This window comes from Actinomadura sp. DC4 (genome assembly GCF_030406325.1).
Taxonomy (GTDB): Bacteria; Actinomycetota; Actinomycetes; order Streptosporangiales; family Streptosporangiaceae; genus Actinoallomurus.
Genome location: NZ_JAUEQY010000002.1, coordinates 93,809 through 116,164 on the forward strand (window position 1 = coordinate 93,809; position 22,356 = coordinate 116,164).

15 protein-coding genes and 14 tRNA genes are annotated in these 22,356 nt (G+C 70.7%); 9 read left to right on the forward strand and 20 right to left on the reverse strand.

Annotation, left to right across the window (positions count from 1 at the left end):
• Window positions 1-45 precede the first annotated feature (45 nt).
• The gene (locus tag QWU11_RS02940; RefSeq protein ID WP_290103424.1) at window positions 46-801 is read left to right on the forward strand and encodes a DUF899 domain-containing protein; all 756 of its coding nucleotides are present in this window, start codon (window positions 46-48) and stop codon (window positions 799-801) included.
• Between the two features lie 31 nt (window positions 802-832).
• Here the strand turns inward: QWU11_RS02940 and QWU11_RS02945 are convergent.
• From QWU11_RS02945 to QWU11_RS03020, 16 genes are all read right to left on the reverse strand, one after another.
• A tRNA-Arg gene (locus QWU11_RS02945) sits at window positions 833-907 on the reverse strand.
• Between the two features lie 8 nt (window positions 908-915).
• A tRNA-Tyr gene (locus QWU11_RS02950) sits at window positions 916-997 on the reverse strand.
• Window positions 998-1,001: 4 nt separating this feature from the next.
• Window positions 1,002-1,075, reverse strand: a tRNA-His gene (locus QWU11_RS02955).
• A gap of 25 nt (window positions 1,076-1,100) precedes the next feature.
• Window positions 1,101-1,172: transfer RNA gene (locus QWU11_RS02960), tRNA-Val, on the reverse strand.
• A 5-nt stretch (window positions 1,173-1,177) separates the two neighbouring features.
• Window positions 1,178-1,250 (reverse strand) — tRNA-Arg (locus QWU11_RS02965).
• A 5-nt stretch (window positions 1,251-1,255) separates the two neighbouring features.
• A tRNA-Asn gene (locus QWU11_RS02970) sits at window positions 1,256-1,325 on the reverse strand.
• Between the two features lie 30 nt (window positions 1,326-1,355).
• Window positions 1,356-1,431: transfer RNA gene (locus QWU11_RS02975), tRNA-Met, on the reverse strand.
• A gap of 9 nt (window positions 1,432-1,440) precedes the next feature.
• A tRNA-Glu gene (locus QWU11_RS02980) sits at window positions 1,441-1,512 on the reverse strand.
• Between the two features lie 15 nt (window positions 1,513-1,527).
• Window positions 1,528-1,616 (reverse strand) — tRNA-Ser (locus tag QWU11_RS02985).
• A gap of 7 nt (window positions 1,617-1,623) precedes the next feature.
• Window positions 1,624-1,697: transfer RNA gene (locus tag QWU11_RS02990), tRNA-Leu, on the reverse strand.
• An 8-nt stretch (window positions 1,698-1,705) separates the two neighbouring features.
• Window positions 1,706-1,778, reverse strand: a tRNA-Leu gene (locus tag QWU11_RS02995).
• Between the two features lie 74 nt (window positions 1,779-1,852).
• Window positions 1,853-1,924 (reverse strand) — tRNA-Gln (locus QWU11_RS03000).
• Between the two features lie 5 nt (window positions 1,925-1,929).
• Window positions 1,930-2,002, reverse strand: a tRNA-Arg gene (locus QWU11_RS03005).
• Window positions 2,003-2,086: 84 nt separating this feature from the next.
• Window positions 2,087-2,158 (reverse strand) — tRNA-Gly (locus tag QWU11_RS03010).
• A gap of 222 nt (window positions 2,159-2,380) precedes the next feature.
• Window positions 2,381-3,592 carry a dipeptidase gene (locus tag QWU11_RS03015; protein ID WP_290103425.1) on the reverse strand — a complete coding sequence of 404 codons (1,212 nt, stop codon included), beginning with the start codon at window positions 3,590-3,592 and terminating at the stop codon, window positions 2,381-2,383.
• A 30-nt stretch (window positions 3,593-3,622) separates the two neighbouring features.
• Window positions 3,623-4,825: a cysteine desulfurase-like protein gene (locus QWU11_RS03020; RefSeq protein ID WP_290103426.1), complete on the reverse strand. Its 1,203-nt coding sequence runs from the start codon at window positions 4,823-4,825 to the stop codon at window positions 3,623-3,625.
• Window positions 4,826-4,970: 145 nt separating this feature from the next.
• Between QWU11_RS03020 and QWU11_RS03025 the strand changes: the two genes are divergently transcribed.
• Complete coding sequence (locus QWU11_RS03025) at window positions 4,971-5,378, forward strand: DUF1232 domain-containing protein (protein WP_290103427.1); 408 nt, start codon at window positions 4,971-4,973, stop codon at window positions 5,376-5,378.
• 4 nt (window positions 5,379-5,382) lie between these two features.
• Here the strand turns inward: QWU11_RS03025 and QWU11_RS03030 are convergent, their stop codons facing one another.
• Window positions 5,383-5,769: a VOC family protein gene (locus tag QWU11_RS03030; RefSeq protein ID WP_290103428.1), complete on the reverse strand. Its 387-nt coding sequence runs from the start codon at window positions 5,767-5,769 to the stop codon at window positions 5,383-5,385.
• 111 nt (window positions 5,770-5,880) lie between these two features.
• Window positions 5,881-7,134 carry a cytochrome P450 gene (locus tag QWU11_RS03035; RefSeq protein ID WP_290103429.1) on the reverse strand — a complete coding sequence of 418 codons (1,254 nt, stop codon included), beginning with the start codon at window positions 7,132-7,134 and terminating at the stop codon, window positions 5,881-5,883.
• A 372-nt stretch (window positions 7,135-7,506) separates the two neighbouring features.
• Here QWU11_RS03035 and QWU11_RS03040 point away from each other — a divergent pair, with 372 nt between their 5' ends.
• Together QWU11_RS03040 and QWU11_RS03045 are read left to right on the forward strand one after the other, a co-directional pair.
• A complete protein-coding gene (locus tag QWU11_RS03040; protein ID WP_290103430.1) occupies window positions 7,507-8,118 on the forward strand; it encodes a uridine kinase in 612 nt (203 codons plus the stop codon).
• Between the two features lie 88 nt (window positions 8,119-8,206).
• The gene (locus QWU11_RS03045) at window positions 8,207-11,425 is read left to right on the forward strand and encodes a hypothetical protein (protein ID WP_290103431.1); all 3,219 of its coding nucleotides are present in this window, start codon (window positions 8,207-8,209) and stop codon (window positions 11,423-11,425) included.
• 75 nt (window positions 11,426-11,500) lie between these two features.
• Here the strand turns inward: QWU11_RS03045 and QWU11_RS03050 are convergent, their stop codons facing one another.
• Both QWU11_RS03050 and QWU11_RS03055 read right to left on the reverse strand, forming a co-directional pair.
• Window positions 11,501-16,168, reverse strand: a complete 4,668-nt coding sequence (locus QWU11_RS03050; RefSeq protein WP_290103432.1) for a hypothetical protein — start codon at window positions 16,166-16,168, stop codon at window positions 11,501-11,503.
• A gap of 129 nt (window positions 16,169-16,297) precedes the next feature.
• Complete coding sequence (locus QWU11_RS03055) at window positions 16,298-17,203, reverse strand: LysR family transcriptional regulator (RefSeq protein WP_290103433.1); 906 nt, start codon at window positions 17,201-17,203, stop codon at window positions 16,298-16,300.
• Between the two features lie 87 nt (window positions 17,204-17,290).
• On the opposite strand from QWU11_RS03055, the gene QWU11_RS03060 reads away from it, so the two are divergent.
• The 5 genes from QWU11_RS03060 to QWU11_RS03080 all read left to right on the forward strand — a co-directional run bounded on the left by QWU11_RS03060 (window position 17,291) and on the right by QWU11_RS03080 (window position 22,280).
• Window positions 17,291-18,751, forward strand: coding sequence for an MFS transporter (locus QWU11_RS03060; protein ID WP_290103434.1), 1,461 nt, complete (start codon window positions 17,291-17,293; stop codon window positions 18,749-18,751).
• Window positions 18,752-18,788: 37 nt separating this feature from the next.
• Window positions 18,789-19,475 (forward strand): siderophore-interacting protein, encoded by a 687-nt coding sequence (locus tag QWU11_RS03065; RefSeq protein ID WP_290103435.1) that lies wholly within the window; start codon window positions 18,789-18,791, stop codon window positions 19,473-19,475.
• 25 nt (window positions 19,476-19,500) lie between these two features.
• Window positions 19,501-19,854 carry a hypothetical protein gene (locus QWU11_RS03070; RefSeq protein WP_290103436.1) on the forward strand — a complete coding sequence of 118 codons (354 nt, stop codon included), beginning with the start codon at window positions 19,501-19,503 and terminating at the stop codon, window positions 19,852-19,854.
• A gap of 90 nt (window positions 19,855-19,944) precedes the next feature.
• Window positions 19,945-20,109 (forward strand): hypothetical protein, encoded by a 165-nt coding sequence (locus tag QWU11_RS03075; RefSeq protein ID WP_290103437.1) that lies wholly within the window; start codon window positions 19,945-19,947, stop codon window positions 20,107-20,109.
• Between the two features lie 116 nt (window positions 20,110-20,225).
• The gene (locus QWU11_RS03080; RefSeq protein WP_290103438.1) at window positions 20,226-22,280 is read left to right on the forward strand and encodes a catalase; all 2,055 of its coding nucleotides are present in this window, start codon (window positions 20,226-20,228) and stop codon (window positions 22,278-22,280) included.
• The last annotated feature ends 76 nt before the right edge of the window (window positions 22,281-22,356 follow it).

The window sequence follows — 22,356 nt, forward strand, 5'->3', positions numbered from 1 at the left end:
GCGGTCTAAGTCTGTGACGGATCCGCCGTTTCGGAGGAGTGCCCGATGAGTCTGCCCGAGGTCGTGAGCCGGGAAGAGTGGCTGGCCGCCCGCAAGGAACTGCTCGCCAAGGAGAAGGCCGCGACGCGTGCCCAGGACGCGCTGAACGCCTCGCGCCGCCGGCTGCCGATGGTCGAGATCGACAAGGACTACGTCTTCGAGGGCCCTGAGGGCCGGGTGAGCCTGCTCGACCTGTTCGACGGCCGGCGCCAGCTCGTCGTCCACCACTTCATGTTCGACCCGAGCTGGGACGCCGCCTGCCGGAGCTGCTCCGGCACGGCCGACGACATCCCCGACCTCTCCCACCTGCGCGCCCGCGAGACCAACCTGGTCGCGGTGTCCCGCGCGCCGCTCGCCAAGATCGCGGCGTTCAGGTCGCGCATGGGGTGGACGTTCCCCTGGTACTCCTCGTACGAGAGCGACTTCAACTACGACTTCCACGTGACGCTGGACGACTCGGTGACGCCGATCGTCTACAACTTCCGCACGAAGGCCGAGCACGAGGCGGGGCCCACGGGCTACTACGTCGCCGGCGAACAGCCGATCGAGCAGCCGGGCCTGAGCGCCTTCCTCCGTGACGGCGAGACGATCTACCACACCTACTCCACCCACGCGCGTGGCCTGGAGATGCTCGGCAGCACGCGCGGCTACCTGGACGTGACGGCGCTGGGCCGCCAGGAGGAGTGGGAGGAGCCGAAGGGCCGCGCCTCCGGCGGGGTGCCGGCGGGCAGCCCCGACATGCGCTACCACGACGAATACTGAGGGCTCCATAGCGGAAGACGTTCTTTCAGGGCACCTCCAGCAGGATTCGAACCCGCACTCGTCCCGGTTCGAAGCCGGGTGCTCTCTCCGATTGAGCCATGGAGGCCCGGTACGTGCATGGGGCAGGAGTCGAACCTGCACAGCGCGAAGCGGGCGGTTTACAGCCGCTTGGTCTCACCAGTGACCAGGCCCATGCAAGAGGGTGATCAGGGGGATTCGAACCCACCACCGCCGGGACCACGACCCGGTGTGCTGCCGTTACACCATGAACACCATGACGTCCCTGTCCAGGGACGCGGTCGACCGAGCAGGAGTCGAACCTGCCACGCGCGCCTTGTAAGGGCACCGCTCTGCCGATGAGCTACCGGTCGTGACGCACCCCCGGCCGGAGTCGAACCGGCGACCACCTGCTTCGGACGCAGGCACTCTGTCCACTGAGCTACGAGGGCGACGGCTCCGGCGGCTGGGCTCGAACCAGCATGACGCGGGTAACAACCGCGCATCCTGCCTTGGATCACACCGGAAGGAGTGGTGTCGGACCACACGGGAACAAGTGGCGCAGGTGGGATTCGAACCCACGATCTTCAGCGTATGAAACTGACGGGGACGGCCGAGCTCCCCTACTGCGCTTCGCGTACGTAGCCCCTGCGGGACTTGAACCCGCTTCTCGAGGTTGAGGGCCTCGTGACCTAACCCGTGGTCGAAGGGGCCTTACAAAAACCGACGTGGCGGAAGGTGAGGGATTCGAACCCTCGCAGGTGTGACCCTGGCCTCCGTTTTCGAAACGGGCGCGATACCGGTTCCGCCAACCTTCCAACACCGTGCCGCCCCAGGGATTCGAACCCTGAACCTCCCGGTCCTGAACCGGACGCCTCTGCCAGTTGGGCCAGAGCGGCGAGAAAAGTACGCTCGGCGGGACTCGAACCCGCACCTCCGGCTCCTCGGGCCGGTGCCTCTGCCGATTGGGCCACGAGCGCGTGAAGAGCCGCCACCCGGTGCCGACCCGGGCCACCCATCTGCGATGGTCACCAAGCCGTGTGCGGCGGCGCAGCTCCCTGGCAAGGATTCGAACCTCGATCGTGCGGTCCAGAGCCGCGTGTCCTGCCGGTTGGACGACCAGGGAATGCGCACCTCCGCCAGGACTCGAACCTGGGGCCTCCCGCTCCGCAAGCGGGCGCTCTCTCCACTGAGCTACAGAGGCAGGGCGCGACGCAAAAAGCGCCGCGCGAAAACAAACGTCTTCCACTGTGGAGTTGTCAAAAAGCACGCGCCCCGAAAAGGGAAGCATGGGCGGTAGGAGTCGAACCCACTTTTCGCCGGACTTGGAAACCGGCCGCCTACCCGTTGGCTCGCCCACAAGAAAGGCCGCTCCGGGACGATGTCCTCAGAGCGGCCTCCCGACCAGGCGTACAGCCCTAACCAGAGGCCCCCATAAGGAGGACGGAATGCAGCTCATATCGCTGCGACGTAAGCCATCGTTCGGTATTCACCGGTCCGCCTCCTTCTCCCCTGATGTCTTGCCTCTATCTTAAGCACCCTCGACAGAAGGGCAACATATTTAATGAGACGCCGAAACCGCCTACGCGGTTCCACCGTCCAGAGCCTCGATCGTCGCCACCGACGGCCTCTCCGTACGTGACAGCGAGCGCCCCGTCTCCTCGGCGGCCCGCAGCACGCGTACGGCGTTGCCCCACGTCAGCTTGGCCAGGTCCGCCTCGCTCCAGCCGCGGCCGAGGAGTTCGGCGATGAGATTCGGGTAGCCGGAGACGTCGGAGAGGCCGTCCGGCGTGAAGGGCGTGCCGTCGAAGTCGCCGCCGATGCCGAGGTGGTCGATCCCGGCCACCGAGCGCATGTGGTCGAGGTGGTCGGCGACGGTCGCGGGCGTCGCCACCGGGCGCGGATTGGCCTCCTCGTACGCCTTCCGCACCTCTTCCGCCTCCGGGCCGCCGTCGAGCGGGTTGAGGCCCTGCGCGCGCGTGTGCTCATCCACACGGTGGGTCCACTCCACCGCCTCCTGCAGCACGAACTTCGGCACGAACGTCACCATGGCCAGGCCGCCGTTGCCCGGCAGCGACGCCAGCACGTCATCCGGGATGTTGCGCGGGTGGTCGCAGACGGCGCGCGAGGACGAGTGGGAGAAGATCACCGGGGCGCGGCTCACCCGGATGGCGTCCCGCATCGTGTCCGGGGAGACGTGTGACAGGTCGACGAGCATGCCGAGCCGGTTCATCTCCCGTACGACCTCCTCACCGAAGCGGGTGAGGCCGTGGGCGACCGGGTCGTCGGTGGCCGAGTCCGCCCACGGCGTGTTGTCGTTGTGGGTGAGGGTCATGTAGCGGACGCCGAGCTCGTACAGGCCGCGCAGCGTGGCGAGCGAGCAGGCGATCGAGTGGCCGCCCTCGGCGCCCATCAGCGAGGCGATCCGGCCGTCCGCCCAGGCCGCCTCCATGTCGTCGGCGGTCCCGGCGAGGCGCAGCTCGCCCGGATAGCGGGCGGCCAGCGCGCGTACGCAGTCGATCTGTTCGAGCGTCGCGCTGACCGCCCGGTCGCCCTGCAGCTCGGAGGGCACGTAGACGGACCAGAACTGCGCGCCGACGCCGCCCGCGCGCAGGCGGGCGAGGTCGGTGTGCAGGCGGCCGGTCTGGTCGTCGGCGATGTCGCACCGGTCGAGGTCGTACCCGGCCAGCTCCCGCAGCGCCCACGGAAGGTCGTTGTGCCCGTCCACCACGGGGTGGCCGGCGAGCAGCGCGCGGGCGCGCTCCAGGGTGTCGGGATCGACGGTGTAGGTCATCGGTGTCCTCACGGTCGGGAATGGGTGTCCTCAGCCCAATTCTGATACCGCGGCCAGCAGGCGTTCCACGTCGGACCGGTCGTTGTAGTGCACGAGCCCGGCCCGTACGGCACCGCCATGGTCGCGGATCCCCAGTGCGGCGGTGAGCTCCCAGGCGTAGTTGTGCCCGTTCCAGACGTTCACCCCGCGGGCGGCGAGGTGCTCGGCGACCGCACGCGGCGTGTGCCCGTCGACGGTGAAGTACGCCGTGGCCGTACGGCGCCGCGGGGCGCCGAGCAGCCGTACGCCGGGCAGCGCGGCCAGGCCGTCGAGCAGGTGGGCCAGCTCGGCCTGCTCGTGCGCCTCGACCGCCGCCATCGAGGCCAGTACGCGCCGCCGCCGGTCGCCGGTCGCGGCCGGGTCCAGGCCGGCCAGGTGGTCGACGGCGGCGGTCACGCCGGCGAGGTCGGCGAAGGGCGGGGTGCCGGTCTCGAAGCGCTCGGGCACCTCCGCCGGCGCGGAGGCCAGCTTGTCGGGGTGGATCGTCTCCAGGAGATCGGGCGCGGCGACGACCGTGCCGATGTGCGGCCCGGACCACTTGTACGCGCTGGTCGCGTAGAAGTCGGCGCCGAGCTCGGCCAGGTCGATCGGGCTGTGCGGCGTGGCGTGCACGCCGTCGACGTAGGCGAGCGCCCCGGCGTCGTGGGCCCGCTTGGTGATCGCCGCGACGTCGGGCATCGTGCCGAGGACGTTGCTGGCGGCGGTCACCGCGACGAGCCGCGTACGGTCGCTCAGCAGGGTGTCGTACTGCTCGGCCGGCAGCTCGCCCGCGGGCAGGTCGACCTCGGCCCACCGCACCGTGGCCCCGGCCCGCTCGGCGGCCTGCACCCACGGGCGTACGTTCGCGTCGTGGTCCAGGCGGGAGACCACGATCTCGTCGCCGGGTCCCCACGTACGGGACAGGGCGTACGCGAAGCGGTAGGTCAGCGTGGTCATGTTCGGGCCGAGCACGACGCCGCGCGGGTCGCCGCCGACGAGGTCGGCGATGGCCTGCCGGGCGGCGGCGACGATGGCGCCGGAGCGGTCGCTGGCCGGGAAGGCGCCCCCCTCGTTGCCGATCCCGACGCGGTAGGCGGCCGAGATCGCCTCGATCACGGACTCGGGAACCTGCGTACCCGCGGCGCCGTCGAGATAGGCGTGGCCGTCGCGCAGCGCGGGATAGGCCGCGCGGATCGATAGCAGGTCCAAAGTCATGTCGGCTCCGTTCTCACCAGGAAGTAACCGCGCCCAGCCTCTCTCGCGGCGGCATCCGAGGGGAAGCCGGGGGCGCGTCAATGCGAATGAAATGGGTTCAGCCGGACATACTCGGCGGGTAACCCCGAGCATCACGGAGGATGCGATGGTCCTGCCCGGCGTTCTCGCGCTCTTTGTCGGCGCGATCCTGACGTTCGCCGTCCACGGCCACGTCGGGGGCGTGAGCGTCACCGCACTCGGCGTGATCACGATGGTCGTCGCCGCCATCATCCTCATCGTCGGCCTCATCCGCCTCGGCCGTGGCCGCCGCCGCGTCGTGGGCGGCCGGGTCGTCGCGGGCCGGGTCGTGGGGGGCGTGCAGGAGCGCGCCTACCGTACGAGCAAAGGAAAGATCTTCGCGATGGTCGTCGCGGTGATCTACATCGTCTCGCCGATCGACATCATCCCCGACTTCCTGCTGCCGTTCGGCATCATCGACGACGCGACGGCCTTCAGCTGGCTGCTGTTCGCCGTCGGCCAGGAACTGACCCGCAAACGCCGTCAGGCCTTGTAGAAGCTCAGCCGCCGCTGCCGTACGGGCGAGTGATGATCTCCAGCCGGTGACCGTTCGGGTCGTCGAAGTACGTGCCGCGGCCGCCGTCGAGGTGGTTGATCTCGCCCGCCTCCTGGTGGGCCGGGTCCGCGTAGTACGGGATGCCGGCCTCCTTGATCCGGGCGAAGATCGCGTCGAACTCCTCTTCCGACACCAGGAACGCGTAGTGCTGCGGTGCGATCGGTTTCGAGCCGGCGTCCATGAAGTCGAGCGTGACGCCGTTCGCGGTCTCGACCGGCAGGAAGGGGCCGAAGGGCGCTCCGACCTTCAACCCCAGCATTCCTGCCACGAACTCCGCGGCGGCCGCCCGGTCGCGAGCCGCGACGATCGTGTGGTTCAGCTGGATCGCCATCGTCTCGCTCCTCACGGCCGCCGGCAGAGACAGACTCCCTATACAGAGGGTGTACCCACCCGCTCCCTGAATAGAGGGTGTACCCACCCGAGATGGATCGCCGGGCTTGTGTCAGCGGCTCAACTCGTACCGGATGGGCAGTCTCTTCAGGCCGCCGACGAAGTGCGTCTGCGTGAGCACGGGTTCACCGGCCACTTCCAGGCCGGCCAGGCGGGGCAGCAGTTCGCTCAGGAAGATCCCGATTTCCATCTTTGCCAACGCCGCACCCAGGCAGTAGTGGACTCCGAACCCGAAGGAGAGATGTTTGTTGGGTGTGCGGCCGACATCGAAACGGAACGGCTCGGCGAATACGTCCTCGTCACGGTTGGCGGACGGATAGGACAGCAGGAGGCCGTCGCCTTCCCTGATGCCGACCTCGCGGATGGTGCAGTCCTCGACCGCGGTACGCATGAACGAGGTCACGGGAGTGACCCACCGAATGATCTCGTCGACCGCGGTCGGCATGAGGGCCGGGTCGGCCTTGAGCCGCTGCAGTTCGGCGGGGTGGTCCGCCAGCGCCTGCACTCCACCGGCAAGGGCGGCGCTGGTGGTGTCGTGACCGGCGGTGGCGAGGATGAGGTAGTAGGACAGCGTGTGCTGTTCACTCAGGTATTCACCGTCCACCCGGGCATTGGCGACGGCGGAGGCCAGGTCGTCCGTGGGGTTCGAGCGCCGGTCCGCGGTCAGCTTCGCGAAGTAGCCGAAGATCTCCTGGAAGGCGGCGACGATGCTTTCCGGGCTGGCGGCGTCCCGCGACTTGTCCTGGTCGGCGTTGCCGAACACCTGCTGGGTCAGCATGAGCATGATCGGGAAGTCGCTCTCCGGTACACCGAGCAGGTGCATGATCACGTAGAGCGGGAAGTTCAGGCTGATCTCCTCGACGAAGTCGCACTCGCCGCCCAGGTCGGCCATGCGGCCGACGTAACGCCGCGCCAGTTCCCTGATCTGCTCCTCCATGTGGCGCATGGCGCGCGGGCGGAACCAGCCGGCCCCGATGGCGCGGAGCGACCGGTGCTCCTCCCCGTCGACGTGCACCAGGGATCGCACTCCGGCGCCCGCCGCCGCCATCCGCGCTATCTCCTCCTCCACGACCTTGGGCCCGAGGATCGGCCGCGGTTCGTTGACGAACCGCTGATGATCACGCTCTACATCCATGATGTCGGAGTGCCGGGTGAGCGCCCAGAACGGGCGGAATCCCGGGGCGTCGACCCAGTGGACGGGGGATTCCTTCCGCAGCAGAGCAAGTCCTCGATGAAGCTGCTCCCTGTCCGCGTACGTCGCGGCGTCGGTGAACGCAAGTCCGGCCGATTCCGTCGTAATGTCCATGATTATCTCCATCACGCCGGGTACCGCTCGGACCCCGGCATTCGTTTTTGATCCGGGACGTCAGAGGACCAGCCCGGGGGTGCTTCGAGGATGCCTGGATGGATCGCCGACGTGTCACCTGGGAGGCGTCACGGCCGGAGGCCGAAGCCGAGCACGGTGGTAGACCCTACGAGGGTGCTCTTGATGGCGAGTTCCGTGCCACTGACACTCGGACCAGGTACGAGCGGTGGTCGATGCGCCCCTCTCCGGCGACGGGTGTGCTCGGCCGGCGACGTCCAGGACGGCCGTGGTCCCCAGGGGGTCGGAAGGCGGCCGGGCGGGAGTTCCACGTCGACGGTGGTGGCGTGTATTCGCATCGGCCAAGATGTCGGAATGCGTATACGGCCGATCTCCCCTCCCCTGCTGGTCGAGGAGATCGCCGACCGGATCGCGGCGGCCGACCCCGCGTCCCGGCCGCGGGTCGCCGTGGACGGCGCGCCGGCCGCCCGCCCGGACGATCTCGCGGACGCGCTGGCCGGCCCGCTGCGGCTGCGGGGCCGCGAGGTCGTACGCGTCTCGGCCGGTGACTTCCTGCGTCCCGCGTCCCTGCGCCTCGAACACGGCCATACGGACCCGGACGTGTTCTACGACGAGTGGCTGGACGCCGGGGGCCTCGTACGCGAGGTGCTCGGCCCGCTCGGGCCCGGCGGCTCGGGCCGCGTCCTGCCCGCCCTGTGGGACAGTACGGCCGACCGCGCCGCCCGTACGCCGTACGTGACGTTGCCGCCGGGCGGCGTCCTGCTGCTGGACGGCACGCTGCTGCTCGGCCGCGGGCTCCCGTTCGACCTGTCGGTCCACCTGTGGCTGTCGCCGCCCGCGCTGGCCCGCAAGACCGCCGCGGAGGAGCGCTGGACGCTTCCGGCGTACGCCCGGTACGAGGAGGAACGGGTGGCCGACCTGGTCGTCCGCGTCGACCATCCGGACCGGCCCGCTCTCGTCGAGTGACCGGGCGTCTCGCGTTTGTCCGGCGGACGGGCGAATGGGCGATGATGGATCCGGCCGGAACTTCCCCGTAGCGCCCCGTGGAGCCGATGTGTCCGAGTCGTTGACCTATGTCGACGCACTGAAGATCCTTGGCGATCGGCAGAGCCGGCTCGTCGGCCTCCTCGACGGCGTGATGTCGGCGGGACTGGCGACGTGGGCCGCGACCGCCTGGACCATGGGGGCCGACTCCTCGGCGCCGATGAACCTCTTCGACCTCAAGGACGAGGTGGTCAGGTTCGGGCACGAGTCCGTACGCCGCGTCTCCGAGCGCCGCAGCGGGTTGTCCCGGTACGACCGGACACAGCGGCTCGCCGCCGCGCACGCCGTGCTCGTCGTCTCGTCCTACTTCGAGACCATCGACCGTACGGACCTGCCGCTCGTGCCGGAGCGGCTCGCCTCCAGCGCCGGTGAGAAGCTCACGCACGGCGGCAGCCCGCCGAAGGGCTATGTCGACCTGATCGACGGCCTGCTCAGCGACCGTCTCCCGCTGCCCGAGCCGCACGTGCCCTACGCTCGCACCCGCGAGGCGATCGAGGCCGTCTACGACCTCATGTCGCGGCGCCTGACGACGCTCATCCGCGCCGCTCCCGCCTGGGAGTCGCTCGCCGGGCGCGAGCGCACCCGCGTGCTGGACCTGGTCCGAAAGATGCCGCCGCAGGCGCTGAGCGCGTACGACGACGCGTTCCGGCGGCTCGCCACCGACAACCGCGAGTTCGAGGTCTGGGCCAGCTTCACCGAGGCGGCGGGGCTGAGCTCCGGGCTGGCCGAGGTGGGCCGGCTGCTGGGCGAGATGGCCGGGCAGCGGGTCGGCGACCGGCCGCGCAGCCACCTGATCCGCACCTACCGCGCCGCCCTCGCCGACCCGGTCGTCGCGACCGGGCACGCGCCGGAGTGGGTCGTGCTGCCGGCGCTCGGTGAGGCGTACGTCAGCCCGCGCTGCAAGGCGGCCGAGGTGCTTCCCGGCGACACGCCGGCCGGGCTGGACTGGTGGGCCCCGCACGAGCCGGTCCCGTACGTCGAGACGTTCCTGGCCGGGTTCCTCACGCTGCCACGCGCCGTGCAGGCGCCGCTGGTCGTGCTCGGCGAGCCCGGTTCCGGCAAGTCCAAGCTCACCGAGGTCCTCGCCGCGCGCCTCCCGGAGCAGGACTTCCTGCCGATCCGGGTCGAGTTGCGCGACGTGGAGGCCGAATCCCTGATCCAGGAGCAGATCGAACAGGCGATCTTCCGCCAGGCGGGCGAGCGGGTCTCCTTTCACGACCTGCTCGACGCGGCCTCCGGCGCGCTGCCCGTCGTGATGCTCGACGGCTTCGACGAGCTGCTGCAGGCCGCGGGCGTCAACCGCTACGACTACCTGGAGCAGGTACGCGACTTCCAGCGCCGTCAGCTCGCGCTCGGCCGTCCCGTCGTCGTGATCGTGACGAGCCGTACGGTCGTGGCCGACCGGGTGCGCTATCCGGCGGGCTGCATCGCGCTGCAGCTCCAGCCGTTCTCCGACGAGCAGGTACGGCAGTGGCTGGAAGTCTGGAAACTCCACAACTCCGACATCTTGAAGAGCCGCGGGCTGCGCCCGCTGACCGCCGAGGCCGCGCTGTCGCACCGGGAGCTGGCCCGCCAGCCCCTGCTGTTGCTCATGCTCGCGATCTTCGACGCCACCGACAACGCGCTGCTGACCGGCGACGCCAGCCTCGGGCAGGCCGAGCTGTACGAGGCGCTGCTGATGGACTTCGCGCTCCGGGAGATCCGCAAGACCCCGGGCAACCAGTCGCTGCCGCTGAGCGCCCAGCACAAGCTCGCCGAGGCCGAGCTCGACCGGCTGGCGGTCGTCGCGCTCGCCATGTTCGCCCGTGGCCGCCAGAGCGTCGGCGACGGCGAGCTCGACCGCGACCTGGCGCTGCTGCGGCCCGATCCGTCGGCCGACGCGGACGACGAGGCGCTGCTCAGCCTGGGCCAGCGCGCCATCGGCCGGTTCTTCTTCATCCACCGCTCCGAGGCGCACGCGCGCGGGCACCGGACCCGTACCTATGAGTTCCTGCACACGACGTTCGGGGAGTTCCTGGTCGCCTGGCTCACCAACCGGACGCTGGGCGACCTCGTGGCGGTACAGGACCTGGTCCGCAATCGGTCGACGGCGGCGCGGCTGGACGACGGGTTCCTCCACGCGATCCTGTCGTTCGCGTGCGTGGCCGAGCGCGCGCCGGTCGTGGACTTCCTCGCGGCGATCTTCCGCGGGCTGCCCGAGGCGGCGCGCGGGCGGTACCGCGAACTGCTGCTGGAGATCCTCGACGGCGCGCTGTACCCCCATCCGAGCCGGTCGTACGCGGCGTACGAGCCCGTCCGCCATACGCTCACCCGCCGGCTCGCGGCCTACTCCGCCAACCTCACGGTGCTGCTCGTCCTGGCGTCGGAGGGCGGCATCGGCGTACGCGCGATGTTCCCCGGCACGGGTGCCGCCGTCCAGCGCTGGATCGAGCACAGCCGGCTGTGGGAGGCGCAGCTCACCGCCTCGGAGTGGAACGGCCTGGTCAACACCCTGCGCGCGCGGGCGATCCGCGACAGCGGCAACGTCGACGTGACGCTGGCCCGCGAGGACGGCTCGCCGGCGCGGCTGCTGGACACCTTCCTCATCTCACCGCCGGGCTCACGGCCCGAGACGACCGACTACGACGTGCTCCTCTCGCACGACCCCGACGCGTTCGACCTCAGCGCGCCGGCCGGCACGGACCTCGGGATCTCGATCAGGAAGATGGCGTTCCTGCCCAACTGGCGGATGGGAATGCTGCTGCTCCAGACGGTTCCGTACTACCGGAGCATGGGCGACCAGGTGCGCTGGCGCCAGGGCGACGACGACGCGGCGCTGCCCGCGTACCTCCTGGCGCTGCTGGACTACAGCAAGGACACGCCCGCGTGGGAACGCGCGCAGCGCTACGGCCCGTGCCTGGAGGCGCTGCCGGCCTTCCCCCGCCTGGAGACGCAGGTGCTGCTGCGGCTGCGCGACGACGCCCGTACGCTGCCGGTCGCGACCACCGTCGACCTGTTGCGCGAGGCGGCGAACCGCGTCCCGCCGTCGGAGGCCTACCTCGACGTCGTGAACGACCTGTGGGCCCGCAACTCCGGCAAGACCACGCCCGGCATCGGCGGCCGAGGGATGATCATCGCGCTGGTGCGCTCACTGCGCCAGAGGTGGCCGGAGGCCGACCTCGCCCGGCTGGCCCCGGGCCTTCGTACGGCGACGTTCGCCCGCCGCAAGTCGCAGCCCGACCCACGCTGAGACGCGCGGCACTCTGGCCGAGGCGTACCCGGACCGGGTGGTCCTGGGCGTGGGCTTCGGCGCGCCGGCGGCCGGTCACTCGCCGCGCAGCGCCTCCACGGCGTCGCCGAACACGCGGGTGATGTCGTCGGGCGCGACGCGCAGCGGGGTTCCGGGGCCGCCGTAGAAGCCGTACCGCGCGATCATCTCGCCGGTCAGGCTGGACGCCCGGAGGCTCTGGCCGGTGGCGACGTCGGTGACGGTGAAGCGAAATCTGTCGCGGAGCCCATCGTCGAATGACGACTCTCTCCGCGGCCCGAGCTCGCCTCGCACCTCGAAGAGTCGTCCGCCGATCGGCACCTCATGGGTTTCATCGCTCTTCAGGACGCCGATGTCGTAGAGCTTCACGATGGTCCGGAGTGGAAGTGCGAGATCGCGATGGGTCATCCCCAGCGCGTAGACCCTGCCGTTGTCCCGGGTGAGGACATCCACGAGACCATCGTCGTCGCGGAGCCGCCTTCGATGATCTTCAGCTGTCGCCCACGGCGGCGGTTCGTCGAAGTGTCCCGTCCGCAGATGGTTCTCGATCTGTGCCAGCGGCCTGTCATTGATCTCGTCGAGCCCTTGTACGGTCTCCATGTCATTGTCGCCGCCGACCACGAATCCGTTGTCCTCCTGGCGGAATGCCACCTCATCGAGGCCCAGGTCGCCCGGCCGGACGTCACCGGTGATCAGAGCGTCGCTGATCGGGTCGTGACCATGCCCGACGGTGTAGGAGAGCCAGTCATTGTAGAACCGGAGGCCGACCTCTCCATCCGAGGCGAAGAGCGGGTGAGCGAACCGGGAATTCGCGATGACGGGCGAGAGGGCGTCCAGATCGTCGGCGGCGTAGATTCCGGCGACTCGTTCCCCGTCGAGCCGCACGACCACGTCGACCGGGCCGCCGCCGTACTTCCAGAGCCGACCGCCAGAGTGGTCACCCGGGACTCGCTCGAATCCGGCCTGGGACAGCTGGTCCGCGATCCTCTCTCCGGCCAGCCCCTGGAGTTCGGCCTCACCGGAACTGGGGCTGCTGAGAGCTCTGTGCCCACCGCCCAGAATGAAATCATCGGACATCGCCGGCCAGTCGTCCCGATTCGAGAGAGTCTGGACCACCGTTCTGCCATCGAGGTCCCGCACGACGCGAAGCGCCGACACCGTCCAGTTCGGGTCGGATCTCGAGCCCAGCGGCTGGTAGAGGCGAGGCGCCAGGCCCCGTTCGACGAAGAAGCCCGCGGCCTCCCTGAACCCGTGCCCGAACGACGTGACCGGGTGTGGCCTCACGATACGCGCGTCCGTCGCGGCGGCGTCCGCGATGATCCGCACCGCCTCCCTGGTCGTCGCCTCTCCCTCCGGCGCCATCAAAAGGTCGGCGGCCGCGCCGTGCACCGGCGAGTCCCTCCTCGTGTTCCATACGGCCGAGTAGGCGGGAGGGAGGGAGTCCAGCTCGACCAGCCGCGCCAAGGCGTCCATCTCCGCGGCGCCGACCGGATCGTCGGGCCGATATCCAAGGACTTCTCGCGCCTTTTCGCGAAATACACCTACGTTCGGTGCGGCATCGCGGAACCCCATGCCGAACGCATCCGCGAGTTCATGGAGGCGCGGCATCTCGCCCTGCAGGAACTTGAAGTGAAGAGATGTCCCGTAGATCTGCCGGGTGGCCTCGAAGAGTTCGATCGTGTACCGGAGATGACCAGAGGTCAGCGGCTCGAAGCCGAACAGCTCACGCATATGGTCGAGCAGAACGGCATGATCAGGGATCGGCCGGTCTCCGGCGGGAAAGTCCCTGAGCAGCTGGCTCAAATCCGGAGAGAGCCGCAGACCGGCCTCATGATAGGCACGTCGCCATATTCTGGGCCGCGCGACGCCATCGTCAGATCCTTTTGTGCCGTGGCCCGTGGCACGGTCCCCGTGCCCCGCCCCTTTCGCGCGCTCGTGGAGGTGTTCGATGTGACGGTCGAGCACCGAGGCGACCGCCGATACCTCCGACCCCCGCGAGTCCCGGAGTACGTCCCCTCCTGGCATGAACTGCCGGTCCACCGCCATGAGCGTGGCGTCGCTCCTGACGCCGGGCGCGGTGAGCGAACCGCGCCGAGGGACGCCGGGCTCGATGTACTCATCGGGGAATCCCAGATGATGCCCGACCTCGTGGGCGTAGACACTCGGCGCCATATCGGCGAACCAGAGATCCGCGTGGGCTCGCTCGACCAGGCCGTGATTCCGGTCGCCCTTGAACTGCACGAAGTCTCTCGTCGGCTCGCCGACGACCTCGTTGAACTTCAGCTCGACATGAAGTTGCGAATGGTCGGGGAGAATGTGCTGGTAATTGTAATACCGGTCCACCGCCTCCACCGCGTTCTCCATCACCGTCCGGGCCAGCCCGGGACTCTCGGCCCGGTAGTTCACTTCGAGCGTGAACTCCGTGACGTCCCGCTCGGCGCCGCCGTGCTCCGTCAGGGTCATCCGCCGTACCCGCAGGTCCGAGCTCCGGACGAGATCGCTGACGACGTCGTGAGCCGTCGCGGACTCCTTGAGCCGCACCCACTGATGGTGCGACAGGGCGTCGGCCGGGTCGATCCGGTTCGCGTACCGACCACGCAGCTCGACCAGTTCGTACCCGCTCCTGATGTACAGGTGCCGTGCGCCTGGGCCGGGGTGCTGAGAACCGGCGTCTTCGCCGCCCGTCGAGCCCGGCCCGGCCTCCGGCACCGTCGGTCCGGCGAAGAGACGGCGAAGACGCCGCCACGGAGTGAAGCCACCCTCCTGCCTCGGCGCCGGAGCGTGCGTTCCACCGTCCGGCAGGGGCGATCCGTGCCAGACCTGATCCGCGAGGGCGGTCTGAGGCGTCACCCGAGGGTCCGGGCGAGGCTCCCCGGAGCCGGGGGCCACGACCGGGGGCGCGGCGCGGGACGGACGCTCCGAACCCAGGATCGCGGCGACGGAGGTGCCCTCGGGGCGACCGCCTTCGGAGGCGGGGGCAGGGTCGGTACGGACGTTCAGCAGCGCGTCGAGGCCTCCGGGCACACCTGAACCGGACGTGGCGTGCGCGCCCTGCGAAGCCGGAGCGGTTCCCGTGTGCCCGCCCGCCGCCCGGTCGAGCCCCGGCGGCCCGGCGAAGGAGGTGTCCGTCGCGGTCCGGTCGAGCCCCGGCGGTCCCGCGAGAGAGGTGTCCGTCGCGGTCCGTACGCCGTGCCCGGCGACGGTGTGGGCGGTGTCCAGGGCGACCGGCCCGGACACGACATGGTCCCCACCGGACCGGGGCGAAGACGTCTGTGCGACATCGGCGGAGGCGGGCACGGCGTGAGCCGTCCGGGTGTTCTCCGCGCCCAGAGCCGAGTCGTGCGCGGCGCCGGCCGGAGGAAAGGCGTCCCCGCCTACGGGCCGTGCGCCTTCGCCGCCGCGCCGGGCGTCGAGGAAGTCGTGCACGAACCCCTTCGCGGCGTGGCCCGACTCGGCGCCGAGGCCGACGAAGGCCATGCCGAAGCCGGTCTCCGCGGCATGCTTCCAATCCCAGCCGTGCCCGCTCGCCCACCCGGTCGTCGCCATCGCCGCGGTTCCCACGGTCCCGCCGACGGCGAAGCGGGCCATCATCCCCTTCCCGCCCGGCGACTCCATCGCCCGGAGCAGACCGGCGACGGAGGGAGCGTGCCGCGCCAGGCCGGGGAGCCCGGCGTTCGTCGTACCGATCATGCCGCCGGCCAGCGCGCCCTGCCACAACGCCGCCCACAGCTCAGCCGCGTCGAAGTCCCCGCGGAACGCCTGACCGATCCCGGCGAGACCGCCGGAGAACGTCATCCCCAGCACCGCCTCCCTGATCGCCCGCAGGACGATCTGCAGTGCCCGGCCGTCCAGCCGGATGAGCGGCAGCACCGCCGCCTCGGTCCACCCGCCGAGCAGAGCGCTGCATCTCATCAGCATCACGACGAACACGGCCGAGGCCAGGCACTGCGCCTGCGATCGTCTGATCGCGTCGATGGCGTGCCCGCAGTAGTCCGCCAGGCCTCCGCAGCGACCGGCCAGGTCGGCCAGCAGCCCCGCCTCGCCGTGGACGAGCCGGGCGGTGGACCCGAACGCGTCCGTGGCCGTCCCGTACCCGCTGCCGGTCACGTGTGCCGAGTGGCCGGCCACCAGGCCGATCACGCCGCGGACCACCTGCTCGAGCGCCCGCGCAGCGTCGCGCAACTCCCCCACCTGGCCGACGTGACCGTCCGGCCACTCGGACCCGGCGCCCACCGCCTCGAGGATCCACAGGGCCTGGCGCCAGGCCGGCGGAGCCGCCACCGTCGAGGGCAGCCCGCCGGAGACAGTGGGCAGGACGTACACCTCCGGTTCGGCCGCCGGCGGGATTCCGGCCTGCCCCGCAGGCCGGCCGCCGAGCTGGTCGGCCACCGTGCCGTCGGCCTCGACGTACACCTCGCCCGAGGCGGCCAGGCCGGCTCCCATCCGGCGCAGAAGGTTCACCGTCCAGGCCAGGTCCCGCACCAGCCCGTCGCGCTGCCCGACGAATCCCGGCGCCCCCGACGCTTCATCACCCTTGAACAGCGCCTTCCCCAGCTCGTCGCTCCCGAAGGGCTGGGCGTTCATGGCCCGGTAGAACGCGTCCAGGCCGCCGGCGGAGTAGGCGAGGTCGTACGCGGCCTGCTGGAAGCCGTTCCCCGCCCGCCCCCAGGCGCCCGGGACGACGCCGAACCCCGGCGTCATCCCGCCGTCCGCGGACCCGCACACGCGCCGCGCTCCGCGACGACCGACAGGCAACCGATCTTGACGCGCATGTCCGGAAGAGTACAGAAACAGGCTGTTATCTGCCCTCCACATGCCTGTTGAGCGGAGTGCGCCGGTGGGCTCGCGGACCCGTCACAGGGCGGTGAAGACCTCACGGACGCAGCCTCGCAGCCAGGCGTGGGCGGCGTCGGTCTCATAGCGGTGGTGCCAGGCCATCGCGAGCGCCACGGGCGGCACCTCGATCGGGAAGTCGAAGACGGCGAGCCCCAGCCGGTCGATGAGCGGCGCGTGCAGCCGCCGGCCCGCCCGGCCCACCAGGTCGGTCGTCAGCAGGATGAGCAGGGCCGAGGAGAAGGACGGCGCCGACGCGACCACCCGGCGCCGCAGCCCGTACGCGGCCAGCGCCGTGTCGATCGGGCCCTCCAGGCGGCCCCGCCGTGAGGTGGTCAGGTGTTCCGCGGCGGCGAACCGCTCGGGCGTGATCTCCCCGTCGAGCAGCGGATGCCCGGCCCGTACGACGCCGACGCCGAGGTCGTCCAGCAGGGGTTCCACGACGACGTCCGGCGGCCGGTCGGCGATCGCGCCGATCTCCAGGTCGATCCGGCCCTCGCGCAGCGCGCCCGAGTCGGCGGCACCCTCGGGAAGCGAGCGGATCGAGACGCCCGGCGCCTCCGCGCGCATCCGGCCGAGCAGGGTGGCCGCCGCGACCGCGGTGATCGAGTCGTCCGCCTGGAAGGTGAACGTGCGGTCCAGTGCCGCGAGGTCGAGTGCCCGCTCGGTGAACACCGAGTTCGCGCGTTCGACGAGCTCGTGCACCTCGGCGTGAATGGCCAGGGCCCGCGGCGTCGGCACCATCGCCCGGCCCGAGCGCACCAGCACCGGGTCGCCGAGCGCCTTACGGATGCGCGCGAGCGTACGGCTCATGGCGGGCTCGGACAGGTGGAGTCGCGCGGCGGCGGCCCCGACGCTCTGCTCCTGGAGCAGGACGTCGAGGGACACCAGGAGGTTCAGGTCCAGCCGGGAATGCGTCTCGTGCATGTTTCACCTTCGAAAGATGCATTTGATAGCAAGTTACCGGCGAGCTTACGTTGTGTCGCGTTGAGAGTCCCACCCCCGGAGGTTCCCGTGACTCTGCAGACCGAGCTGAACCCGCCCGAGACCGGACACCCCCGGCGTACCGCGATCCTGGCGCTGATGTCGGTCTGCGCGACGATGACCGTCGCCCTGGTCGCCGCGATCAACCTGGCCATCCCCAAGCTGTCCGCGAGCACGCTGCGGCCCTCCTCGGCCGAACTGTTGTGGATCGTCGACGCGTACGTCCTGGTGTTCGCCTGCCTGCTGATCCCGGCCGGGGCGTTCGGCGACCGGCACGGCCGCAGGGGCGCGCTGCTCGCCGGCCTCGGCCTGTTCGCCGCGGGCTGCCTGGTGTGCGCGCTGTCGCCGGGCGTCGGCGTCCTGCTCGCCGGGCGGGTGGTCACCGGCGTCGGCGCGGCGCTGATCATGCCCGCGACGCTCTCGCTGTCCATCCAGTCGTTCCCGCCGACCCGGCGGCCGTACGCGGTCGCCACCTGGACCGCCGCGACCGGTCTCGCGGGCATCTTCGGCAACGTCGGCGGCGGGCTGATCCTGGAGTACCTGCCCTGGCAGGGACTGTTCTGGGCGATGGCGCCGATCATGCTCGTGCTGCTGGCCCTGGCCGTACGGCTCGCGCCGCACTCCGACCGGCACCCCGCCGACCTGGACCTCACCGGCTCCGCGCTGCTCATCCTCTCCTTCGCCGCGCTGCTGTACGGGATCATCGAGGGCCCGGAGCTGGGCTGGGCCTCCGGCAGTGTGATCGGCGGTTTCGCGGTCGCGGCCGTGGTCTGGGCGATCTTCACGGTACGGGCGCTGCGCGTCGAGCACCCGCTGATCGACCCGCGCGTCTTCCGCGTCGCCCGGCTGCGGGCCGGCGTCATCGGCGTCGGGTTCGGGTTCTTCGGGCTGTTCGCGCTGTTCTACGTCAACGCCCAGTTCCTGCAGTACGCGAAGGGCTTCTCGCCGGTGGTGACCGGGGTGGCGATCGGCCCGCTGGCGCTCGGCATGCTGGTCACCTCCCGCTGGAGCGTGAACCTGGCCGACCGCTTCGGCGCGCGCCCGCTCGTCACGGCGGGCATGGTGACCATCGCCGTCGGCCTCGCGCTGGTGTCGCTCACCGGGCCGGACACGCCGTACCTTCTGTACGCGCTGTTCCTGGTGGTCATGTCGCTCGGCATGGGCCTGTGCGTGCCGACGCTGTCGACGGGCGTCATCGGTGCGCTGCCCCGTGGGCAGGCGGGCCTGGGGTCGGGCCTGAACGGCGCGGCGAGGGAGATCGGCAGCGCCCTGGGCGTGGCCGTGCTCGGCACGATCCTCACCGAACGGTTCACCGCCCGTACGCCGGGAGGCGCCCACTCCGTCGGCGAGGCCCTTGCCCGCGCGGGCCACAGCCCCCGCGCCGTGGCCGCGTTCGTGGACGCCGTGGCGATCGGCTACCGCTCCGCCGCGGTCGTCGTCCTCCTCGCCGCCGTCTTCGTCGCGATCTGGTTCCGCCCCGCGAACAAGTGATCTATAGTCGCGACATATCTCGAAAGGAGGCCGAGCCATGGTGAGCGTACGAAGCGCGGGCAAGGTCCTGATCGACCGGTTGTTCGTCCGCGGCACCGTCACCGCGATCGACATGGTCACGCCGCGAATGCGCCGGATCGTGCTCGACGCGCCCGGGCTGGAGTGGACCCCCGGCCAGCACGTCCGCGTCGCCGCCGACGGTGTGATGACACGCCGCACCTACTCGGTCTGGGACTACGACGGCACCTCCCTGGAGCTGTACGTCCTCGACCACGGCGAGGGCCCCGGCGCCCGGTGGGCCCGGTCCGTACGCCCTGGGCAGGAGGTCGTCTTCGGCAAGCCCGAGGGCAACCTGGTCACCCGCCCGTCCGCGTACCACCTGTTCGCCGGCGAGGAGACCGCGGCGGTGGCGTTCGGGCCGATGCTGCGGGCGCTCGGCGAGGTCCCCGTGTACGGCGTGGTCGAGGCGGACACACCCGGGGACCGGCTCCCGGTCGACCTCACCTGGCGCTTCCGCGAAGGCACGTCCGCCGCCTCGTCGGACTCTCTCGTCCAGGCCGTACGCGATCTGGACCTTCCCGACGAGCCGGGCACCGCCTACGTCGCCGGCGAGGCCCGTACCGTCCAGGCCGTGCGGGCCCATCTCGTCCGCGACCGCGGCTGGCCACGGCGGTCGGTCGTCACGAAACCGTTCTGGACTCCCGGCAAGAAGGGTATGGAGTAGTTTCAGGGAGTGACCAGGGGGTTCGATGGCTGACCGCACGCGCCGGTCGCCGTTGGCGTGCCTGCTGGTCGCGCTGGTCCTCGCGCTCGGGCTCGGCGGAGCCGCCCGTACCGGGGCCTCGGCCGGCGACGGTCACGCGGTCGTGGCCGCGGCGTCCGGAGGCCAGGGCCCGCAAGCCGTACTCGATCTCCACTCCCACCCCCGGCTCGGCGAGCACCGCTCGTCCGGCAAGGCCGCCGGGCCGCTGTCCGCCCTGGTCGTCGCCCTCCTCATCGGCCGGCGGCGACGGTCGTTCCGGCCTGTCGCGACGCTCTCCGCCCCCGGGCGGCCGGCGTGCGGCAGCCGCGCGCCACCCGGTCTCTCCACCACGCCGGCATAGGGACGGGCCGCCCGTCCCCCGGCGGCCATGCCCGGATGCCCGTGACGCGGGCGGCCACGCGCCGTCCGTGGTGACTCTGTGGAGAAACCGATGTCCGTACTCTTCGTCTGCGTCGTGGCCATCGCGGCCGGCGGCGTCGCCCTGCTCGCCTGGATGTTCCGCCGGGACGACTCCCGGCTGGGAATGGCCGGGCTGGGGGTGCTCATCGCCGCCAACGTGCTCGCGATGGTGCACGCCGCGCTGAACTCCGCCTGACCACGCCCTGTGGCCCCTCTCCCCGAAGGCGACCGTGACCTGCGGTTTAGTCTGAAGGTGAGGGGCCACTCGCGTCCCCGGCCCCTGCCCGTGCACGGCTGATCGGGGGGAGATACATGACATCGCCGGACGACAAACAACGTCAGCTCGACGCGTACCGGGTCGATCCCTGTTCCTCGGAGATGACCACGGACCAGGGGATTCCGATCGGTGAGACCGACAACTCGCTCACGGTGGGCGAGCGCGGGCCGACGCTGCTGGAGGACTTCCACTTCCGCGAGAAGATCACGCGCTTCGACCACGAACGCATCCCGGAGCGGGTCGTGCACGCCCGGGGCGCGGGAGCGTACGGCCACTTCCAGCTCTATGAGTCCCTCGCCGAGTACACCCGCGCCGACTTCCTGTGCGACACCTCGGCGAGCACGCCGATGTTCGTGCGCTTCTCGACGGTCGGCGGGTCACGCGGGTCGGCCGACACCGTACGGGACGTCCGCGGCTTCGCCACCCGGTTCTACACGAAGGAGGGCAACTTCGACCTCGTCGGCAACAACATGCCCGTCTTCTTCATCCAGGACGGGATCAAGTTCCCCGACTTCGTCCACGCCGTGAAGCCTGAACCGCACAACGAGATCCCGCAGGCGTCCTCGGCCCACGACACTCTGTGGGACTTCGTGCAGCTTCAGCCCGAGACCATGCACATGATGATGTGGCTGATGTCGGACCGCGCGCTGCCGCGCAGCTACCGGATGATGCAGGGCTTCGGCGTGCACACGTTCCGGCTCGTCGACGAGGCCGGCACGGGCACCTTCGTGAAGTTCCACTGGAAGCCCGCGCTCGGCACGCACTCGCTCGTGTGGGACGAGACGCAGAAGGTCGCCGGCAAGGACCCGGACTTCAATCGCCGCGACCTCTGGGAGTCGATCGCGGCCGGCCGGTACCCCGAATGGGAGCTCGGCGTGCAGCTCGTGCCCGAGGGCGAGGAGGGCCGGTTCGGCTTCGACCTGCTCGACGCGACCAAGATCATTCCCGAGGAGGACGTCCCCGTACGGCCGATCGGGCGCATGGTGCTGGACCGCAACCCGGACAACTACTTCGCCGAGGTCGAGCAGGTGGCGTACCACCTGGGCAACGCGGTGCCGGGCATCGACTTCACCGACGACCCGCTGCTGCAGGCGCGGCTGTTCTCCTACCTCGACACCCAGTTGCTACGGCTCGGCGGGCCGAACTTCAGCCAGCTCCCGGTGAACCGGCCGATCGCACGGGTGAACAACCATCAGATGGACGGACCGCACCAGATGCGGATCCCCGAGACCCGCGCGACGTACCACCCGAACTCCCTCGGCGGCGGCTGCCCGGCCCTGTCCGGAGAGCGTGCGTACACGCACTATCCGGCCTACGTCGCCGGCCAGAAGATCCGCAAGCGCAGCGGCAGCTTCGCCGACCACTACTCCCAGGCGACGCTGTTCTGGAACAGCATGGCGGACTGGGAGCGGGAGCACATCGTCGCGGCGTTCCGGTTCGAGCTGGGCAAGGTCGAGCACCACCACGTACGCGAGGGCGTGGTGGACCACCTCAACCACGTCGACCACGACCTCGCCACCGCCGTCGCCGAGGGCATCGGCGTCGTCCCGCCGGAGAAGGCGGTGACGGACAACCACGGCCGCGGTTCGCCCGCGCTGAGCCAGGCCGACAGCGCCCACAGCCCCGCGACCCGCAAGGTCGCGATCCTGGTCGCCGACGGAGTGAACGCCGACGACGTCGAGACGGTCTGGGACGGCCTGCGCGAGCTGGGTGCGCTGCCGGAGATCCTCGCCCCGCGCGACGGCACCGTACGGGCCGCCGACGGGGCCGCCGTGCAGGTCACCCGGGCGCTGCCGACGGTCGACTCGGTGCTGTACGACGCGGTGGTGGTGCCGGGTGGTACGGAATCGGTACGGACACTGTCCGGAGACGGGGGCGCGCTGTACTTCCTCATCGAGGCGTACAAGCACTACAAGGCCATCGGCGCGCTCGGCGAGGGCGGCGAGCTGCTCTCCGCCGCGCGGGTGCCGGACGACGGCGAGGGGATGGTGGTCGCGGGCCGGGCGGACGGCGCCTTCGTTTCCGCGCTCGGCGACGCGGTGGCGGCGCACCGGCACTTCGGCCGGGAGACCGCCGCCGTACCGGCCTGAGTTCGAGCACGGTCCCCGGCGTGAGGATGGTCCGGGCAGGAGGATGGCCCCGGCCCCCACCAGGCCGAGGCCATCC